The following is a 19,504-nucleotide window of genomic DNA, read 5'->3' on the forward strand; positions in this document are numbered from 1 at the left end:
TCCGAAGTAGTCAGGAGGAGCAATTGAAACGAGCGCGCGAAAAAGCAATGGCTGAGGGAAAAGCTGAAGGAAAAGCCGAAGGAAAAGCCGAAGGGAAGGCGGAAGTAATAAAAAATCTTTTGTCTTCGAATAAGTTTTCGATATCGGAGATAGCCGAATTAGCGGACGTCACTGTAGAGTTTGTAAAGCAGATCGAGGCAGAGAAGGCTAAAGGAAAATAAAACAGATTACAATATAAGATTTTAAGGTCACTTGGATACTGTCTAAGTGGCCTTTTTCTTTTTTATAGGTTAAGTTGGTCTTAGACAATACCATTTTGAATAAGCTCTCATTTAAATAAAATAATTGTGAAGCAGGGAATACGAACTCAACTTTTTTATAAAAAGATCAAACGAAGGCGAACTAACCATTGTTATAAGAGTACTTTCATAAATTAGGTTAATAACAGGTAGTAAAAACCTTGAGATCCCCTCCTCAAGGTTTTTTTATTTTTTTCAAACGAGTAAGACATTACAATTGTTTCTTATACGAAAAATGAGAAGATTGCTTTTGCTGGCTTGATTTGCACTTGTTAGGCCAGCATTTTTTTGAAACCGACTACCCATTATTGGGATCATAACTATATATATCAGGGCTGGTTTATTCCGGCCTTTTTTGTGCCGACACAATCAGTATCATAGGGCTTTTGAGTTCGTCTGCCATTCAGGCAACATGGTTAACCATCTCCATGTTAGGCTGTGGTCCAGTAACTAAGTTGATCGCAAAGTTATGGGCCAGCAGGGTTGTAAGGTATGTGGTAAGTGTCCTATGTTATTTTATTACATTGTTTTGTAAAAAGTGTGTTTCCCGCCTTGCTTCTCCAAAGTAATGGTCTACGGGCCAGTACAACTTGTTTGCGGCTGCATCGTAGATTCAGTCTTGGTCGGGTCTAGTAGTGAATATCGGATACTCAACAGAAAACACAAAACTGCCGCCCGGCTTTAGCCAACGGTTGATATGTATGCGGAGCAGATCAAAGTCTTTGATGTAATGGAATATAAGGGAACAGATGACGCATGATTCCGCGTATGCCTAGTTCTCCAAAATATTTTAATTTGAATTAATTCTTTTTTTATTAAAAAACTATTCAAATAAAATTGTTGTTTTGTTATAAACTTTAAATTTCTATAGCATATTACAACCTTATGCAGAATCAAAGGTACCCTAAAAACGATAACAGTGACCACCTCATCATGGATAATGATTATAAGTTAGTCGCTGACATGATTAAGAAAGATCTTTTTGGAGTGCTCCTTAAAGCGAAATTGATTTGTAATACGGAAATGGCGGTGTTGACTTTATTCGACAACAGTAAAAATTTTGTACGGACCTATTTTCATGATGTCGATGGAAATATAAGTATCGATAAAGTATTTTTGGACTATGTGTTTAATGACAACGGCACGCTAGAATTTCCAGACCTTAGCAATGAACTTCCTTCGCAGCGCAATTCAGTGATTTTCCAGAATTTTGGAATACTGTATTATTATGAAGCACCACTCATCAATCACGAAGGAAAAATAGTTGGTTTTTTAAGCGTTATGGATAGTAGCTCAAACAAGCTTTCTGATAATCAACAGACTCTTTTTTCATTATTGTGCACAGAAGTTCTTGGCTTACTTCAAGAGAAAAACCAGCGCCTCCAGTTAACTAGTAAATTGGAATATGCGAAATCTACACTAGACATGACCAGTCAGGTGGCCAGAGTGGGGAGCTGGGAGTATGATTTAGTTGATGATTATATCGATTGGTCTGAAATGACAAAGATTATTCATGGGGTTCCAAAGGATTATCGTCCAACTATTAAAACAGCAATTGAGTTTTATAAAAATCCTCAACATAGGATTAAAATTGTTCAGGCTATCAATAGTGCAATCGCTACAGGAGCTTCATGGGATCTTGAATTAGAAATTGATACCTATCAGGGTACAAGCTTGTGGGTTAGAGCACTAGGGAAAGCAACTTTTGAAAAAGGGAAGTGCGTTCGACTATATGGCACTTTTCAGGATATTGATAAACGTAAACGTTCTGAGGCGGAATCGATTCGTTCTAAGAAATTGCTCGAAGATGTGTTGAATGCCACTACTGCAGTCGCTATCATAGCAACTGACGCAGAAGGGTTGATAACACTTTTCAACCGGGGCGCAGAAAATTTATTAGAGTATAAAGGTAATGAAGTGATCGGTAAAATTACGCCGACATTATTTCATAGCAGTAGGGAAGTTAAAGATCGAGCGAAGGAACTTGAAAGTAAATTTGGGTATCCGATTAGTGAATTTAGGGTGTTTGTCGAGATGGCAGAGCGCTACGGATCCGAGCAAAGAGAATGGACTTATATAAAAAAAGATTTTACGCGACTTTACGTATCTCTAGCAGTCACTGCAATGCGCGATATTTCTGGTCAGATTATAGGTTATCTTGGCATTGCCACAGACATCACGAAGATTGTTCTTCAAAGAGAAGAATTAGAGAAAGCTAAAAAGCTTGCTGACCAGGGTAGCGTGGCGAAGTCAGAGTTTCTCGCTAATATGAGTCATGAAATTCGTACACCTCTTAACGGAATTATAGGTTTTACGGATTTGATGAGTCGAACAAAACTAGACGATACACAAAAAGAATATGTTTCTATTGTCGATCAGTCTGCTAATCTTCTTTTGAGCATCATAAACGATATACTTGATTTTTCTAAAATTGAAGCCGGCAAATTGGAGCTTTCGATTGAAAAAAATGATTTGTATGAGATGTTTGCTCAGGTTACAAGTTTGATTGACTTTCAGTGGAAGGCCAAGAAATTGGATTTTCGGGTAAATTTATCAGAATCGCTACCGCATTATGTTTGGGTTGACTCACTTCGACTCAAACAGGTGCTCATGAATCTTCTAAGTAATGCAATAAAATTTACGGACAAGGGAAGTGTTGCACTACATGTCGATGTACTATCCTCGGACGAAAACTCCACCACGCTGCGCTTCAGTGTAACGGACAGCGGAATAGGTATTAAACCAGAAAAACAGCAAAAAATATTTGAAGCATTTTCTCAAGAAGATGCTTCAATAAGCAAGAGATTTGGCGGAACAGGGCTTGGACTTAGTATTTCAAATCAATTGCTAAAAATGATGGATAGTAAACTAAAATTGGAGAGCGAATATGGGAAAGGGAGTCAATTTTATTTTGAAATAACATTAAGGTCGCAAAAGGGGGATGTGTATGAATGGAAACTTTTAGAATCCTTAAAGGTTATGATAGTTGCCCGACAAGATGCCGATCGAGCTAATATTGCATTGATGTTGTATTTGAAGAAAGTTAATGTCTCGTTGGCCGATAACGGATTTGAAGTTCTTCAAATGTTGGCCAAAGGTGAGCGGTATGATGCGATTATTATTGATAATGATCTACCTATAATGAACGGTATCGATACGATAAAAAAAATTAGGGAAAAGTCACTCTACAAAGGAGTTGGACAGCCCGTAGTTTTAATGTTATCCGTCCTTGAGACCAACCCAGCCCGTATTGCTGAAAGCAGCCATATTATTCATTGTATTAATAAACCAGTTAAAGTAGATCAACTGTATTCAACATTAGTTGCTGCATTACAGCAGGATGAAGAAACGATCAAATATGCCGAAAAAGAAACGGCCTTTTTGGAAAGAAAATACAAGATTTTAATTATTGAAGACAACAAATTTAATATGTTGCTTACTAGAACCATTGTACAGAATGTTCTTCCCAATGTGGAAATCATAGAGGCGGTCGATGGGGTAATGGGATTTGAATTGTTCAAGGAGAATAGGCCTGATTTGGTCTTCATGGATATACAGATGCCTGAAATGAATGGTTATGAGTTAACTGGATTGATTAGAAGAAATGAAGAGGGGAGGATACATACGCCAATTATAGCATTGACAGCCAGTAATATTAAGGACGAAAAGGAAAGGTGCATTTCGTGTGGAATGGATGATTTTGCTGTGAAGCCTTTTGTTAAAGAAACATTGCTGGAGCTTTTGAGAAAATGGTTGATAAATGACAGCAATAACTAGGTATGAAAGACTTGTATATGATTTAGTCAATAATGGCTATTCGGGTTAACGAGGTTTAAACTTGTCGCTAAGTCAAAGTTGATAATTCCTTTATTTTATAGCGCGCTATTGGCTAAATTTGATAGATTTCTTTAATGCATGAAAAACAAAAAGACACAGGCTTTAATTCCATGGCTCGATACCATTAGTCAATTTTTCGATACTTTTAGGATTGGCACAGCTGTGAATGATTTATTTAACGTCATGCGGATTGAAGACCAGGCAAAAGGCAAATTGCTTTTCATGCCGCTTTTCCGAGGTAATTTTTTTCGTATTTTAATCTGCAAGACACAGGGGCCCAGATTCCTGCTTCCTGACGAAACCATCTATACTTCAGCTAACAGTATTTACTTTGCATATCCCGGTAAAATGGAAAGCTGGCAGCGTGAGGAAACGATTTATGGCTATCTCATTTGTTTTACGTCCGAATTTGCTGGAATAGACCCTCTAAAACCCAAATTTGAAAAAGATTACCCATTTTTTATGCGTGGGGCCAATTCACTTCTGAGGCTTTCGCAGCAAGATATGGACAAGGTATCGCATACAGCCGAAACGCTGCTTCTTGAAATGAAATCGGGACAGGAGGATAATTTTGAAATGATGCAAACTTTATTAAAGGTATTGCTTATCCAAATCCGTCGTCTGTATTATAAAGATAAGGAGGTAAAAACTCCTTTTCAGTTAAAACAGGCCTCCCTGATGGTCAAGTTTAGAAAAGTGCTCGATGCTTATGCTATTGACGCCCCCGATATACGAAAAGAAGGAAGGCCAACGGTTCGAAAAATCGCAGATGAACTGAATCTCACAGCTAGCCATTTGAATTTTTTAGTAAAAAAATATACCGGGCGCACGGCGTTGTTTCATATTAATGAAAAGCTAGTGCTGGAAGCAAAAAGTCTTTTAACACACACCGATCTGCAGGTGTCAGAAATAGCTGATCTATTACAATTTAATGAAGCAAATTATTTTAACCGGTTTTTTAAAAAGATGACGGGTCTAACTCCTACAGCATACCGTCAAGACGCTTTGCAACTTATGAAAAGTCCACTTACTATTTAAATCGATAAAAAGTCCAATTATCGCCTCAATCCGTATAAGTCTTCTGCGGCGAACATTCTTGAAATTTGTATCATTTAACAAATAATAGAAATGTACAAATTAATTACAAATGACAGAACGGCCACAGACGTATCTATGTTCCCGGTTTATATTCTTTCTTTGGCAACTTTCATTGTTTTTTTTCAGGGATTCATGGTCGCGCCATTGCTTCCACTGCTATCCGAACAGTTTGGTACGACTACCCGGCATGTAAGTTTTATTGAACCATCTTACCTGCTCGGCTATGGATTGTTTACATTGGTATATGCGCCTCTAAGTGATCGCTTTGGCAGGTTCCGGATAATTACGCTGTGCCTAGTCATCTTTTCTGTATTGACATTACTGACCGCTTACGCCCATGGAATTAACCAGATGATTTTCCTTCGTTTGCTGACCGGCATCGGTGCCGCCGGTATTGCCCCCACAACCATTAGCTGGATCAGCGATCGGTACCCGTACGAAAAACGGGGGCACGCGCTTGGGATATTCTTTGGTAACATGGCAGGTGGCACAGCTTTCGGATCCAGCGCAGGCGCTTTGATCACATCGCTAGTCGGTTGGCAATGGCTTTTTATTGGCGTCGCGAGCATCGCGCTGCTTATTTTGTTGCTGATTGTCATGTATCAAAAGGACATATTTAAAGCAAATGAGATGATCCGTGGAGTTAAGGAGAACATTTTCCTCGTCTTCTGTAATATCCTGTCGAGCGGAAGAGCTAGGCATACCTATTTCTATGTTTTGTTTAACGGGATGTTCCATGGTGGTATTTTTGCCTGGCTGGCTTATTTTTTCTATAGAAACTATGGCCTCGACGAATTACAGATTGGGCTAGCCTTGTTGGGGTATGGTATTCCGGGCCTATTATTAGGTCCACTACTCGGAAAGCTTGCGGACCACTATGGAAGACAGAGAATAATACCTTTAGGTTTATTTTTGGGGGCACTTACCGTATTGCTGCTCAGCCAAAATCTAAATCTTGCAGCATCCTGTGTTTTAGTGGCTTTACTTTCACTCGGATTTGACCTCTCGCATCCTTTGTTTGCTGCTATTGTCACCACATTCAGTGCGCAAAAAGGAGCGGCGACAGGACTTTTTGCATTCTTTCTTTTCTCGGGTTATGGCCTTGGGAGCCTTTTACTGAGCCTGATTATCAATATCGGTCTGGAAAGCGCATTCCAGGTGTTCGGCGGGTGCCTTTTACTGGCAGCGATTTGCGCGATATTTGTTTTTAGGAAAGAGAAGTAGTTACTTAAATGCTGATCTCTGTAGTTCGTCATAGCATTGAATATATCTTATTTCATCGTTTAAAACAACTTGTTCCCCTGAGTGGTTTTATGAACGTAGCGGCGTATCATACTGATCACTATAACATTTAAAACGTGTGGACCGACAAAAATTGATGATTCAAAACAACTAGCTGAAAATGAAAAATATAACGATTTTACACACAGCCAATGAATTTATTGCCAAAGGAGATTATGAAAGCTTCTTAGCTTATTGTACTGCAGAGACGAAATGGGTTTTTATAGGTGAGCGTATTCTCCATGGGAAAGAAGAAGTTCGCGCTTATTTGAAAGAGTTCTATCAGGAACCGCCGGTTTTTGATGTGGAAAAATCTATTGAGGAAGGTGATTTTGTTATGGTGACCGGAGAAATTCGGTTGAGAAATAAGGACGGAAAATATGATCATTTCGATTATTGCGACATTTGGCGATTCGAAGATGGAAAAATGGCAGAGCTTAAAGCATTTGTCATTGAAAAACAAGGATTGCCGCTACCCTCATCCGAATAGGCTTAGTGTTTGATCTATTTCATATTTGATTATATAATAATCCTTAATTTTGATTGGAGGTGTGGGACTTTTAACCTGATGTGCCGTAATAAATTTTGAGAGGAAGGTTATGGCTTATAAACGGACTAAAACAATGGAAAATGAATTAAAATACCAAGCAATAAAACCTGACAAGTCGTTAGCGGATTTTGTTGAAAGCTTTTGGCTTTTACAAAACCAATCGGATTGTAATAGAGAGGTTGTAGTATTGCCAGACGGAAGAGTTGATCTATTTTTCACGCAATCTGCAACAGAGTCTTTCCACGTGACGCTTTTGGGTATCCAAACTCAGCCGGGGAAGGCTATCATTGCGCCTTTGCGACAGACTTACGCCGTCAGTTTTAACCCGCTTGCAGTCCAATCTGTTTTTCAGACCAACATCGTCAACTTGGTGGATAGGGCAACTCTCTTGCCTCCCAATTTTTGGAACTTTAGTGCCGACGACCTGAATAACTTTGATTCGTTCTGTGCGAAAGCGACAAATAAAATACAGTCGCTTTTGCCGCTTGAAGTTGACAACAGGAAACGGACACTGTTCGACCTCATTTATGCATCAAACGGGGCGATTACAATTAAAGAACTTGCCGCGCAATCGTTTTGGAGTCGGCAACAAATCAACCGTTATTTCGATCAGCAGTTTGGACTTACGGCAAAAGCATATTGCAATATTATCCGCTTCCGTGCTTCCTTTCAGCATATCAAAGAAGGCAAATTGTTTCCACAACAAAACTTTGCCGATCAATCCCATTTTATTAAAGAAGTCAAGAAACTTGCTGGTGTTTCACCAAAAGAACTGTTGAAGAACCAAAATGAGCGTTTTATACAATTTTCAACGCTCAGGCCCACGTAATTTTGTTCAGTCAAAAAAAATAAATTTTACTGGATATGAAATTACAAGACAAGAAAGTTGCAATTGTTGGCGGTGGTCCTGGCGGACTCACATTAGCCAAACTCTTACAATTAAAAGGAGTAAATGTAACCGTATATGAACGTGATAGCAATAAAGAAGTTCGCCAGCAGGGAGCCACACTGGATCTGCACGAAGAAAGTGGTTTGGAAGCTCTTCGAAGAGCAAATTTGATGAACGAATTTAAAGCTAGTTTTCGACCCGACGCGGGACGTTTAAGGGTGTTGGACGAGCAGGCCATTATCAAAATGGATGAGCACGAGCTTCAAGATAAGGATCAGGAAGATCGCCCTGAAATTGATCGTGCCCCTTTGCGTGATATTTTAATAAACGCACTGCATGAAGATACCATTGTTTGGGACAGTCAGTTTATTTCAATGGTAAAACAGGATCATGGCTGGCTGCTGCATTTCAAAAACGGAAAATCTTTTTACGCTGACCTTGTCATTGCAGCCGACGGTGCAAACTCAAAAATTCGCCCTTACCTAACCGATATTAAGCCGATTTATTCTGGCGTTACAATTGTTGAAGGAAATATCTACGAGGCCGAAAAAAACACACCGAAACTTTGGGAAATAACAAAAGGCGGAAAAGTCTTTGCGCTTGGAAACGGACAATCCATTATTTTAAGTGCAAAAGGAGAGGGCAGTTTATCGTTTTATACCGGTTGTAAAGTTCCCGAAAATTGGACGCAGGAAAGTGGCATTGACTTTAATAACAAGCAACAGGTTTTTGATTGGTTTAAAGTCGCGTTCTCCTACTGGAGCGAAAAATGGCATGAACTTTTTGCAAGTAATGAAATGTGGTTTATGCCGCGACCACAATACCACTTTCCGTTAGACCAGACTTGGACAACATTATCAAACTTGACCATGCTTGGTGACGCAGCTCATCGTATGCCGCCATATGCCGGTGAGGGTGTAAACCAGGCGATGCAGGATGCTTTTGAATTGGCCGAGAATCTGACATGCGACCATTTTCCGGATATTCAGACTGCAATTTCAAATTACGAAAGACAAATGCAGGCAAGGGCGGCAGCAATAACAAAAGATACGTTGCAAAACACTGAAATATTGCACGCTGAAGACGGACTTGATAATTTGCTAGCGATGTTTACCGAGCGGAGGTAAACATCGCTCTGCCATTTCGTAACAAAAACCACGATTAATCCAGTGGATAAGCAAGTTCCTAATGGTCAATACCCCGGATTGGCAAGAAGCTAACTTCGTGTTGACGGGTAACGCCAAATCGGCTCAGCTGCTTAGAAAAGTCATTAAACAAAAAACCAATGGCATGTTTTTTTACACGGCTACTGGTTAGCGGGTAAAAAAGGATTATAGGCCGATGCGATTAAACTATACGTATTTATTTGTATTTTTAATTCTGTAGATGGCATAAGTGCTTGTAAGCTAATTTGTAAACCGTAATGCCAAGTGTGTAGCTGAATAAGGAAACATCCAATAACGAAACAAGAAGGCACAAAATATGAAGTATATCTTTTATTTATTTTTCTTAATCTCGATCAACGCAAAAGCACAGGATATTGAGGTTTTATTAATCGGTGTTTCCCATGATTATAGTAAATATCCTACCCAGGATTTTTCCAGCATCCATCATAAAATTAGAAAATTTAAGCCTGACGCCTTTTTTGGCGAGTTCCTGAGTAGCGAAGACGAGCGGTTGCTGATGGATTATTGGTGCAAACAACCGAATATAAACCGGCTAAACAAACTTAAGAGCAATCGACCTATAAAAGAGGTATTACTGCAGCATACTATTGACAGCTTGAAGAAACGATCCAATCAGCAACCCAATGATTATCGTGTAAAAGTCGATTTAGCGCATGCCTATTATCTTGATCAAGATGTGGCAAATGGGCATTATCAATTTTGGCAAGTTTATAATTTCCTGCGGCATCAACCTAATGCTGAAATAGAACATGATATCGAAAAATTGCTTAGCCCTGGGGCAGATACCACTGGACGAAGTATGAGAAGGCTAAAAACTTCTGAGTATGCCTATATCGCCTTCCCGATGATGCAGGAGCTAGGCATCGAGGAACTGATGGCTATGGATTGCCAGGACTATGATCTGAATTGGCAAGCATCGTGGGGAGCATTTGACGCGAAATTTGTCTTGTTCAGGAAAGATATGGCCGATTCCTCTAAAAATCAGTTAAAATCAGCCTTGATAGCTATTAACAAGGGTTTTGAGAAATATGCACATGTCGAAGAGTCTTCAAATAGGGTAACGGAATGGTTGAATACGGATGAGGCCGCGGAGATTTCCGCCTCGGGAGATTTTTACTTGCCTGTTCTATATAATATGAATGGATTTCCCAAAGAAGAAATGCTGTCAAAAATACATTGGTGGATTATGAGAAATGAGGGCATGTGCCATAATGTTGTCAACAGGGCTAAGGTAGTAGGGGCGAAAAGAGTTGTAGTCCTAGCTGGGGCCAATCATCGAAAGTACATGCAGGACATTTTCAAGACGATGCCTGCTGTAAAAGTGAGCAACATCAATGAAGTTGACTAGTAGAAAAAAGAATAGGCTGGTATAGCGAAAAGGAAATCGACGAGAGCAGCACCATATTTAAGCAGCACCATTTTAATTTGTATTCTCTTTAATCCGCAAGAACTCTCATGAGCGGACTCTTCGAGCATCGCGCAGTGAAGGGCCGGATAAGGAGAGTGTGTTATTTTATTAGTTTTAGGGAATAGATCTTAGTACTACAATCGATATTTGTGTTAATGAAAACTTATAAAAGCATGAAGATATGAAAGCAAATATCATCAAGAGACCTTAAAAATATAAAATACCTTCACGTGCACAACTTCAAGAAACCAACTGACCTATAGTTCGTCAGGCGGATACCATAGTATAGTTACAACGTATTTAATATGTCACGAAGTTGATCAATTTTAAAATTGGATCGGACAACCCTGTTTTCCTTTGTATTAACGATGACATAGCGTGGAAATGAATATATACCCAATTCCTTTTGAAGGTTGGGGTAATCTCTGTTCTCAAAAATGTAGTTTTCATAGGTATAAGGATGTTTTTCCAAATACTGCTTCCATGTTGTAAATTTGTCATTAACAGCTATGCCTAAAAATTTAAATTTTCCATTATCCTTATATTCATTCACGATGCGCTGTAGCTCAGGGTGCTGAGCTATACAGGGGCCGCACCATGTACCCCAAAAATCAATAACTAGGTATTCAGTACTATCGTAAAGTTCCCTGATATATTTTTTTTCTCCACGCGAGTTTATTATGGTAAAATTGGGGACAGGTACATTTTCTTTTGGTTTATATAATGTAACCATATCCTGATATTTTTTTAAAACCCGTTCACTGTCAAAATATGGAGAGTTTTCTTTCTTCAGCAGCTGAATGAGCTGATAAATCGAATCTTTATGTTGGAATACAGTACTAGAATTGTAAAAAGATAAGCTAGGGTATTCCAATAAAAATGTGAGATGCTCTTCGCTGAGCTTATTTGCCGAATATTTTGTAAAAATTTTCAGGAATTCGGTCATTCTATTGTTATCACCCTTAATCTGTTCCTCTAAAACTGGAATATTGGTTAAATCGAGCGTTTTTGCTGTGGTTTCAAATTCAGTAAATTGTTTGTTCAAATCGCTTCCATATACTTTTAATTGATGTGTGTTTATATTTATATCCATCGTTAGATCATTGGAATCAATAATAAAAGAATACAAGAAGTTTGGTGGGAAAATCTGGTGTCTACGGAAAAAACTGGAGAAATCCTCTCGGTTTGTGAATACACTGTCTGATAGGGCTAGTTGCGCAAAATTGAAATGACCTTTATCAAGAATCTTGTTTATTACAAACTCGCAAGTTCCACTTTTAACTTCCGTTTTAAAGACATCATTATTAATTAATACGTAACTATATGCTGGTAAGGTATCCGCATAGACTTTAAATTTTAAACGAATGTTTTGGCCATAATTATTGCTGATTGCCAAAAAGGTGAAAATGAGAACGAATAGGAACTTGGTCATAATTTCTTGTTTAAATTGAAGTTAAAGACAAAATATGAAAAATAGTGATAATAAGTGCTCTTTTTAATGTATCTATCCAGATTCTTCTAAAGAATTTGCAATCGTAAGGAAAGCATTAAGTATACCTTGTTGATTTGTATCCAATTCTTTAAGGTATTTTTCCTCTGAGGAATAATGGAAATGAAAGAACAACAGATGGCTCAACGATCCAATCGTTGGTTTTATCAACAGTTTCCGCCCATTCGATGGATAGCGAAATCCATCGGAAAGAATATAGATATCCAGGTTATCAAATGGAACCTTGAGATGACTTTAGTTTATTTGCGTATTCATCAGAGTAGTGCAATTAATTAGTGTTTTGTTTTGTTTAAAAAAGGGAATATTCGTGGTGCCAATCCAGTCAAAACATGTCCCATTTCCGGGATGACTATTATGGTAAAGTCTGTAACAATATTTTGCAATCTCCTGGCAATTTTCTGGGTAGAGCGTATTACATCCTGCTCTCCGCCGATGAATAACACTGGCATAGTCAAACGACTGAGTTCGTCATCTGAAAAAATATATTCTTTTTCTATTCTCGCATAAAAATTGGTTTGTATTAAATCCATAAATGAAATAATCTTATTATCTACACGCTGGCTTCCCAAGACCAGTCTATTGATCTTGATACGTCCAGTTGTTCCCAAAAGGGAATAGAGGATGGCTTTTATGATAAATGTTGTTTTGGTAGGAACTATTCCTGCAGGCGTCAGCAAAATCAGCCGGTCAACTAATTCAGGATAACTTGTTGCAAATCGCAATGACAACCATCCTCCTTGCGATAATCCGACTATATTTGCCTTGTTGATATTGAGGCTGTCGAAAATCTCTTTTAGCCATTCTGCGAAATCTTTTGTTTCATAAGAAGGTCTGGTTTCTGCACTCTTTCCTGCCTCTCCGATAATGTCTATTGCTATGACTTTATATTGTTTTGAATATTCGGCTATGTCGGATAACCATGACGTTGCATTAGAAGACGCGCCATGCAGTAAGATGACGATTTCTTGGTGTTGACTTCCTGCCTCCAAAAAATGGGTGTCACCAAAAGTTGTTTTCAAGACATTAGTTTTCAAATTCAATGGCGAATTCGTTATTGCATCGTCGTAAGCCCGGATAATTTTGTTTTTTCCTTCAGCGCTTTTAAAGACCGTTTTATTCATGAATATTTCTGTATATAATGTTGTTGTATAATAAGAACTGCATTACCGTCCTTTCGCTTTATCACCTCTTAAAGTCATGACTGTACTCGTTACCATAGCTGCTGTTTTGCCATCACTGCGAAAAATATCGCATCGGTAATGATTTAAGTTTTTTCCATTATGCAAAGGCGATGCTTTGGCAGTAAGTATATCCTCGAAAACGGGCCGGTAAAAATTGATTTTCAATTCTACGGATGTAAAAGTTTCGTCTTCCTGAATAAGAGTCGAATGTGCGGTTCCGATGGCTGCGTCAGCCAATTCGCAAAGCAGTCCTCCGTGAATGGTTCCCTGTTGGTTACAGTGCAGTTCTTTTGTAGTATTGATCTGAACGGTCGCTGTACCTAAACCAGCCTCTATAATGTTTATGCCCAATGTTTTTGATATTGGTGTCGGGTAATGCATATGCGTATGCATATCGCCGGTAATTTCACTTTTTATCAATTTATTTAGGTAATCTAGTATTGATAGTTTTGCCATATACAGAATTATTGTATTTATATAAAATAAACCAGTCAGTCTTTTTTTAATAAAAAATTATATTGTTTTACATGGTTCCTATTATTGACTTGATGGTGTGCAAATGATGCAAATCATGCTCTGCAACAAAATGCATCAGGTCAATGATATTCATGGGTTGTTGTAACCTCGGATGCATACTTGTCTTCAATAAATCTTCTTCACTCAATTTCTGAAGCATTACAATTGTTTTTTCTCTTTCGCTGACTAGATCGTTAATAAGCTCTTCAACCACCATTTTGTTGAAAGAAGATTGATCAGTTGCTGTATTGCTTAAATCGGCAGTGGACATATCCGGTTTTCCTTTCATTATATCTCTAAAACGGATTCGCCATAGATCTTCTAAAAGGATTAAATGTCCTATATTCTCATTGACAGACCATTTATCTCCCATTTTGCGGGTTGAAACTTCTGTAGGACAACTTTTCAGCACTTGATTTAAAACAGCCGGAAAATCTTCAAGGAGTTTTAGAAATTCGTCAAAATATTCCGAGCCTGTATTTGAATCAAATTGTCGATCGAACCATCTGACAAATGATTGTGGCTTTACTTCTTTCATTACTATAAATTTATAGGTTATTACTGCTTATCCATTCTTTGGCAGGTATTATCCACTCGTCTAATGCCCTGAATAGAAAACCGTGTTCCAGACCTGTGTTGAGAGTAATTTCTTTAAAAGATTTTAAATCAGAATTTTTAAACCTAAGTTGCCTTGATAATAACTCAGCGTCAACATCGGTTTTTTCATTAATCGATAAAATCTTCCCGTAGAGCCTGAGCTTTTGATCTTTATTCATCGAATCATTTTTAAAGCTTGAGCCAATAAAAACAAATTTCAACTCTGAATTTTTGGCATAATAGGAGATATATTGAGCTATATAACCTCCCTGAGACGTTCCAACAATTGAAATATGGTCATAAGGAACTCCATCGTTGTGTAAGCTGTCAATTTTAAGAATCATTTTTTTTGCATATTTCTTGGGATTAGTGCCGGCCTTTCTTTTTTCAGATATTATGACAGAATTTTTAGATTGAAGTTTTTCTAAAATAGCTGTATATGCCGCTGGTCCGTATTTAGGATGATGCGCATTTAACGGATTTTCTTCCAAAAATTTATTATGCAAAAAAAATACATACCTATTTTGAGCATGAACAGCAAATGGAAGAAATGACAGATAAAGAATTATTAACCTGAAAAACATATAATTTGAAGAAATAGCTTATTTTAATTTAAGGACAATATAAAATTTTATTGCTCCGTATCTACAAGATTCTTTTTTGAGACATCCAGGTCATAAAAATCAGAATGGATATGAGCTTCTGTGCTGGTATTCCAAGATTCCCTGCTTATTTCCAAATAATCGTCTTCTGTATTCATATGGTATCTAATCTATTAAAGTGAATTGATTTTTTGCCATTCTTTGTAGCTAAGTACGCCAAGTTCTGGCTGACATTTACCTTTTAGAATATGGATAAATTCGAGTTGATTTCCGTCCGGATCGTCAAAATAAAGAGCAAGTGCGGGCATCCAGGCAAAAACCATTGGTTCATCGCTTCCATTTTTGAGAAAATTATAGGCTTTTAATCCGTTTTTATCTAAAAAAGTATTTGCGTTATTTAAAATAAAATCTTTGGAACAGCTGAATGCAAAATGTGTTTTATGGAGATCTCCTTGTTGTTCCCAAAGTCCGAGCATGGCCTTTTTATTTTCTCCGATCCAAAGAAACGCAATCGGCCGGGTTTCATCATAGTGCGCAAACTCAAGTCCCAATATTTGAGTATAGAACTGAACTGCGTTTTCCAAGTTGCTTACTTGAATGTGTGTCTCATATAATCCTTCAATCATTTTTATATATTTTATTATTAATAATTATAGTGTTGTCATAATTATGACCATTTCATCTTAGCATATGAATAATCGGATAATCTTTACCAGAGCCATCTTTTTCGGATCTCCCTGCTTCTCTGAACCCTAATTTTTCATAAAATCCTCTAGCCTGATAATTTTGCTCATTAACATCAACCTTTGTAATGCCTTGCGTTTCATCCATAAATTGAAATAGATGCTTTCCATATCCTTTGCTACGGTAGTCATTGTGAATAAAAAGCATTTCGAGGTTTCCTTCTGATACCGATGAAAATCCGATAGATTTCCCGTTTTCAATAAGGATAAATACTTCGAGGTTAGGGAGATAATCCTTTGGAATAGCTCGTTTAAAGAAGGAAAGATCTTCCTCAAGCAAAAAGTCGTGAGTTGCTCTTACAGCGGATTCCCAGATTTCCATGATTCCTGGATAATCTCCGGTTGTTGCGAGCCTGATTTGTGTTGGCATAACTTTAAGATGGTAATTTAGTTTTAATGATATTCTATTCGTTTTTTAGTATAATATTTATTGAAATAAACCGATCGGTCTTTTCATAAGCAAAAAAAAATTATGCTTTCAGATTCCTGATCATTCTCTCTAAATAGGACATTGCTATATTAAGCTCTGTCATATGCTTGTTGACCTTTGCCTGCATAAAAGCACCTTCGATCATCGAGATCATCACTACAGCAATTTCGGTAGGGTCGGTATCTGCTTTTATTTCATTTCTCTCTATGCCGCGTTTGATTTGATTTTCGATAGATGTTTTCCAAAATGCCAGGGCTTTTTGTACGCGTTTCTGCAGTGCCGGATGTGTATCATCAGCCTCCGTGGCAGTATTTAAAATAGGGCATCCTGCCTGTAAATACGGATACCTGAAATAGTTTTTATAGGTATGAGGATAAACCAACAACCTTTCAAGTGAATCTTTAGTTGCTAAAATACGTTCTTTCATATGCTGCGTTACCTTAGCAAAATTATAGTCAAATACGCTTAATGCAATCTCATCCTTATTCTCAAAATTACCATAAACGCAACCTTTCGAAAGACCAGTGGCGCTCATTACATCTTTTATGGATGTACCCGCATAGCCTTTCACATTAAAAACGGTCGAAGTTTTCTCTATGATCAGCTGTTTGGTATTTTCGGATTTTTGAGTTTTCATCAGTGATAATTCTTGCCCAGAACAAAGTTAATTAAAAAAATAGAACGACCGGTCTTTTTTTTTAAAAAAGATTATTTGGATAATGCCTCAAATGTGGAGTCTTTAATTAACTTCTATAATTGGTAAACAAACCGAGAGTTTTTTCCCTTACTTGAATCTAAAAGTTTTTTACATCGTTTAAAGCGGCTTAAAATGCACATTACAGAAGATAAACGTCTGTAACAAATCAATAAAATTATGAAATAATATACCGAACGGTATTATATTTTTATATATTTGTACACGATTAAAGTTTTTGTCAATAGTAATTATCAAGATGCCAAAAGCAGAAAAAACAAGAGAAATTATCATTCAGAGATCAGCACAGGTATTCCATATTAAAGGATATGAAAATACGGCGTTAACTGATATTCAGGAAGTGACTAAACTGACTAAAGGACCGATATACGGTAATTTTTCCGAGCGGAATGAATCGGCAGTTGCAGTATTTCAGGGTAACATCTCGATTGTGTACAACCGAATCAATAAATGTATAAATGATGCTTCAACTTTGTATGGCCACAAAATAATACGATAATAATTTATGAACAATCTCTTAAAATTAACGATCGAGGCACATGGAGGCCTTTAAAGTTGGAATATGTTTACTAATATATCTGCCCATCTACAAGTCGATGGGCTAACTTGGATTCGGAAACAACAGCCGGGGCAACAATACAAAAACAACCTTAACTATCTTAATGATTTTATTTAAACAATTATATACCGAATGGTATATAATTGTTTAAATAATTATAAATAAAAAAATGAATCGAATACTTTTGATCATCACCGTTATATCAGCGGCTATCATGGAATTGATTGATACGTCTATTGTCAATGTGGCAATCAATCATATGAGCGGAAGCTTGGGGGCAACATTGGAAGATACTTCTTGGGTGGTGACTTCTTACGGCATCGCAAACGTTATCATTATTCCGATGACGGGTTTTCTTGTGAATAACCTGGGGCGAAGAAACTACTATATCGGCTCCCTTGTACTGTTTACATTATGTTCTTTTATGTGTGGCAACGCTTCAGGTATATGGGAGCTGGTGGCTTTTCGCTTTTTTCAGGGTATCGGCGGAGGGGCATTACTCTCTGTCTCTGCGACGGTGGTCTACGAATGCTTTCCAAAAGAAAAACAAAATATTGCGAGTGCCCTGTTTGGTATCGGTGTTTTTATCGGACCGACGATCGGGCCAACACTTGGTGGACACATAATTGATAACTTTTCCTGGGAATGGATTTTTTATATTAATATTCCTATCGGCATCATTACGGCTATTATCTGTTATCGGATTCTTCCGGAGTCGCCAACCAGAAAAAAGGTCAAAGAAATAGACTGGGCAGGAATCTTATTATTGATCGCAGGAATTGGTTCTTTACAGACCATTCTTGAACGTGGGGAAACAGAAGATTGGTTTGAAACCCGGTATATCACCATACTTGCAGTTATTGCATTTCTTTCACTTCTTCTTTTTGTTTACAGGGAACTTACCACAGCACAGCCTGTGGTGAAATTATCTATTTTAAGATCTCCTTCATTAAGTATTTCTGCGTTGCTCACTTTTATTACTGGTATGGGGATGTTTACTTCTATTTATCTGACCCCTGTATTTGCTCAGCGGCTTTTACAGTTTACCCCATCAATGGCTGGTTTAATGCTCCTTCCTGGATCTATTATAGCCGTGTTTGCGCTGATAATTACAGGGCGTGCGCTACAGAAAGGTGTACCACCTGCATTAGTTGTATTCATCGGCTTCTGTTGTTTCATCTATTTCAATTGGTCGATGTCCAGAGTAACTTTAGAAGTCCCGTTCACGACAATATCAGTTAATTTGATTTTCAGGGCACTGGGAATGGCTTTGCTGACGGTTCCCCTTTCTACACTTGCAATTTCGTCATTAAGATCCGAAGATATACCGCAGGGAACAGCCATAAATAATATGATGAGACAGCTCGGCGGGTCTTTTGGTATTTCTATCATCAATACGTTTATTGTCAGAAGAATGGCCCAGCACAGGTCGGATTTAGTTTCAAACATCACCTACACAAATAATTCAGTGGTAGAAAGACTGAATAAGTATACAGCTCTCTTTCAAACTAAAGGTTTTGGGCATGATGATGCGCAGCATCGGGCCATCGGCCTAATGGATATGATTGTGCAAAAACAGGTTTTCATGTTAAGTTATATCGACGCTTATCTTTTCATCGGGGCGGCATTTGCACTATCTCTACCTCTGCTGTTATTTTTCTCCATGCGGAAAAGTAATAAAAAAATTGTGGTCGCAGCAGCTGATCATTAGTAAAATTAATCTCAAAAAATAAGAATATGAACACAAAAAACAACTCAGTTATTATTTCTGGCGGTACAGCCGGAATAGGTTTGGAGCTTGCCAAGCCATCTGTAGCATATGGAAATAAAGTGATTATCAAGAAGCAAAAGCTCAAGGGAGTATTTTGCATATTTGACACATGTGCTTTCAAAACAGAATATAGACCTTTTATTTGAAAAAAAATCGGCTATCCATTTTCCATTTTTGATTTTTCATCGGCGAGAAGTTCATCTGCGCAGAGTTTCCCGAATTTATCAGCCGCTAACGGACTATCTGCGGTAATTAATTTTCTGTCAACGTGACAATCGCCGGCAATTTTTTTATTCAAAATTTCGATCCTAAGCTGTTTGAGTTTTTCGCC

General features: G+C 37.8%; 21 protein-coding genes. 12 read left to right on the forward strand and 9 right to left on the reverse strand.

Annotated elements, in window-relative coordinates; genetic code table 11:
* From B4N43_RS22285 to B4N43_RS22320, 8 genes are all read left to right on the forward strand, one after another.
* Window positions 1-221: hypothetical protein (locus B4N43_RS22285; protein WP_414711930.1), on the forward strand; the 221-nt coding region annotated here is incomplete at its 5' end.
* Between the two features lie 1,011 nt (window positions 222-1,232).
* Window positions 1,233-4,076, forward strand: a complete 2,844-nt coding sequence (locus B4N43_RS22290) for a PAS domain-containing hybrid sensor histidine kinase/response regulator (RefSeq protein WP_286736269.1) — start codon at window positions 1,233-1,235, stop codon at window positions 4,074-4,076.
* A 138-nt stretch (window positions 4,077-4,214) separates the two neighbouring features.
* Window positions 4,215-5,174 carry a helix-turn-helix domain-containing protein gene (locus B4N43_RS22295; RefSeq protein ID WP_145330374.1) on the forward strand — a complete coding sequence of 320 codons (960 nt, stop codon included), beginning with the start codon at window positions 4,215-4,217 and terminating at the stop codon, window positions 5,172-5,174.
* A gap of 90 nt (window positions 5,175-5,264) precedes the next feature.
* Window positions 5,265-6,458: an MFS transporter gene (locus B4N43_RS22300; protein ID WP_075992199.1), complete on the forward strand. Its 1,194-nt coding sequence runs from the start codon at window positions 5,265-5,267 to the stop codon at window positions 6,456-6,458.
* 178 nt (window positions 6,459-6,636) lie between these two features.
* On the forward strand, window positions 6,637-7,005 hold the full coding sequence (locus tag B4N43_RS22305) for a nuclear transport factor 2 family protein (protein WP_075992200.1): 369 nt from the start codon (window positions 6,637-6,639) through the stop codon (window positions 7,003-7,005).
* Window positions 7,006-7,138: 133 nt separating this feature from the next.
* Window positions 7,139-7,894 (forward strand): helix-turn-helix domain-containing protein, encoded by a 756-nt coding sequence (locus B4N43_RS22310; RefSeq protein ID WP_286736274.1) that lies wholly within the window; start codon window positions 7,139-7,141, stop codon window positions 7,892-7,894.
* Window positions 7,895-7,929: 35 nt separating this feature from the next.
* Window positions 7,930-9,081, forward strand: coding sequence for an FAD-dependent oxidoreductase (locus tag B4N43_RS22315; protein WP_286736276.1), 1,152 nt, complete (start codon window positions 7,930-7,932; stop codon window positions 9,079-9,081).
* A gap of 355 nt (window positions 9,082-9,436) precedes the next feature.
* A complete protein-coding gene (locus B4N43_RS22320) occupies window positions 9,437-10,489 on the forward strand; it encodes a DUF5694 domain-containing protein (RefSeq protein ID WP_088161254.1) in 1,053 nt (350 codons plus the stop codon).
* 349 nt (window positions 10,490-10,838) lie between these two features.
* Here B4N43_RS22320 and B4N43_RS22325 read toward each other — a convergent pair whose 3' ends face one another.
* Window positions 10,839-11,981: a TlpA family protein disulfide reductase gene (locus B4N43_RS22325; protein ID WP_075992204.1), complete on the reverse strand. Its 1,143-nt coding sequence runs from the start codon at window positions 11,979-11,981 to the stop codon at window positions 10,839-10,841.
* 180 nt (window positions 11,982-12,161) lie between these two features.
* Here B4N43_RS22325 and B4N43_RS22330 point away from each other — a divergent pair, with 180 nt between their 5' ends.
* Window positions 12,162-12,335, forward strand: coding sequence for a hypothetical protein (locus B4N43_RS22330; RefSeq protein WP_286736282.1), 174 nt, complete (start codon window positions 12,162-12,164; stop codon window positions 12,333-12,335).
* Here B4N43_RS22330 and B4N43_RS22335 read toward each other — a convergent pair.
* From B4N43_RS22335 to B4N43_RS22370, 8 genes are all read right to left on the reverse strand, one after another.
* Window positions 12,332-13,180, reverse strand: a complete 849-nt coding sequence (locus B4N43_RS22335; RefSeq protein WP_286736284.1) for an alpha/beta fold hydrolase — start codon at window positions 13,178-13,180, stop codon at window positions 12,332-12,334. The genes B4N43_RS22330 and B4N43_RS22335 overlap by 4 nt on opposite strands.
* A 42-nt stretch (window positions 13,181-13,222) precedes the next feature.
* Entirely contained in the window at window positions 13,223-13,696 is a 474-nt protein-coding gene (locus B4N43_RS22340) for a PaaI family thioesterase (RefSeq protein WP_286736287.1), read from the reverse strand.
* 67 nt (window positions 13,697-13,763) lie between these two features.
* Window positions 13,764-14,294: a DinB family protein gene (locus B4N43_RS22345; protein ID WP_075992208.1), complete on the reverse strand. Its 531-nt coding sequence runs from the start codon at window positions 14,292-14,294 to the stop codon at window positions 13,764-13,766.
* Between the two features lie 10 nt (window positions 14,295-14,304).
* Window positions 14,305-14,844 carry a hypothetical protein gene (locus B4N43_RS22350; protein ID WP_286736289.1) on the reverse strand — a complete coding sequence of 180 codons (540 nt, stop codon included), beginning with the start codon at window positions 14,842-14,844 and terminating at the stop codon, window positions 14,305-14,307.
* A 140-nt stretch (window positions 14,845-14,984) separates the two neighbouring features.
* Complete coding sequence (locus tag B4N43_RS22355) at window positions 14,985-15,113, reverse strand: hypothetical protein (RefSeq protein ID WP_286736292.1); 129 nt, start codon at window positions 15,111-15,113, stop codon at window positions 14,985-14,987.
* A gap of 15 nt (window positions 15,114-15,128) precedes the next feature.
* A complete protein-coding gene (locus tag B4N43_RS22360) occupies window positions 15,129-15,581 on the reverse strand; it encodes a VOC family protein (protein ID WP_286736294.1) in 453 nt (150 codons plus the stop codon).
* A 52-nt stretch (window positions 15,582-15,633) separates the two neighbouring features.
* Window positions 15,634-16,068 (reverse strand): GNAT family N-acetyltransferase, encoded by a 435-nt coding sequence (locus tag B4N43_RS22365; RefSeq protein ID WP_075992211.1) that lies wholly within the window; start codon window positions 16,066-16,068, stop codon window positions 15,634-15,636.
* Between the two features lie 100 nt (window positions 16,069-16,168).
* A complete protein-coding gene (locus B4N43_RS22370) occupies window positions 16,169-16,765 on the reverse strand; it encodes a TetR/AcrR family transcriptional regulator (protein ID WP_075992212.1) in 597 nt (198 codons plus the stop codon).
* A 316-nt stretch (window positions 16,766-17,081) separates the two neighbouring features.
* Here B4N43_RS22370 and B4N43_RS22375 point away from each other — a divergent pair, with 316 nt between their 5' ends.
* The 3 genes from B4N43_RS22375 (at window position 17,082) to B4N43_RS22385 (ending at window position 19,319) form a co-directional block, all read left to right on the forward strand.
* Entirely contained in the window at window positions 17,082-17,342 is a 261-nt protein-coding gene (locus B4N43_RS22375; RefSeq protein WP_286736296.1) for a hypothetical protein, read from the forward strand.
* A 229-nt stretch (window positions 17,343-17,571) separates the two neighbouring features.
* Window positions 17,572-19,113, forward strand: a complete 1,542-nt coding sequence (locus B4N43_RS22380; protein ID WP_088161261.1) for a DHA2 family efflux MFS transporter permease subunit — start codon at window positions 17,572-17,574, stop codon at window positions 19,111-19,113.
* 26 nt (window positions 19,114-19,139) lie between these two features.
* Entirely contained in the window at window positions 19,140-19,319 is a 180-nt protein-coding gene (locus B4N43_RS22385; protein WP_286736298.1) for a hypothetical protein, read from the forward strand.
* The last annotated feature ends 185 nt before the right edge of the window (window positions 19,320-19,504 follow it).

Source organism: Sphingobacterium sp. UBA1897 (assembly GCF_002337775.1).
Taxonomy (GTDB): domain Bacteria; phylum Bacteroidota; class Bacteroidia; order Sphingobacteriales; family Sphingobacteriaceae; genus Sphingobacterium; species Sphingobacterium siyangense.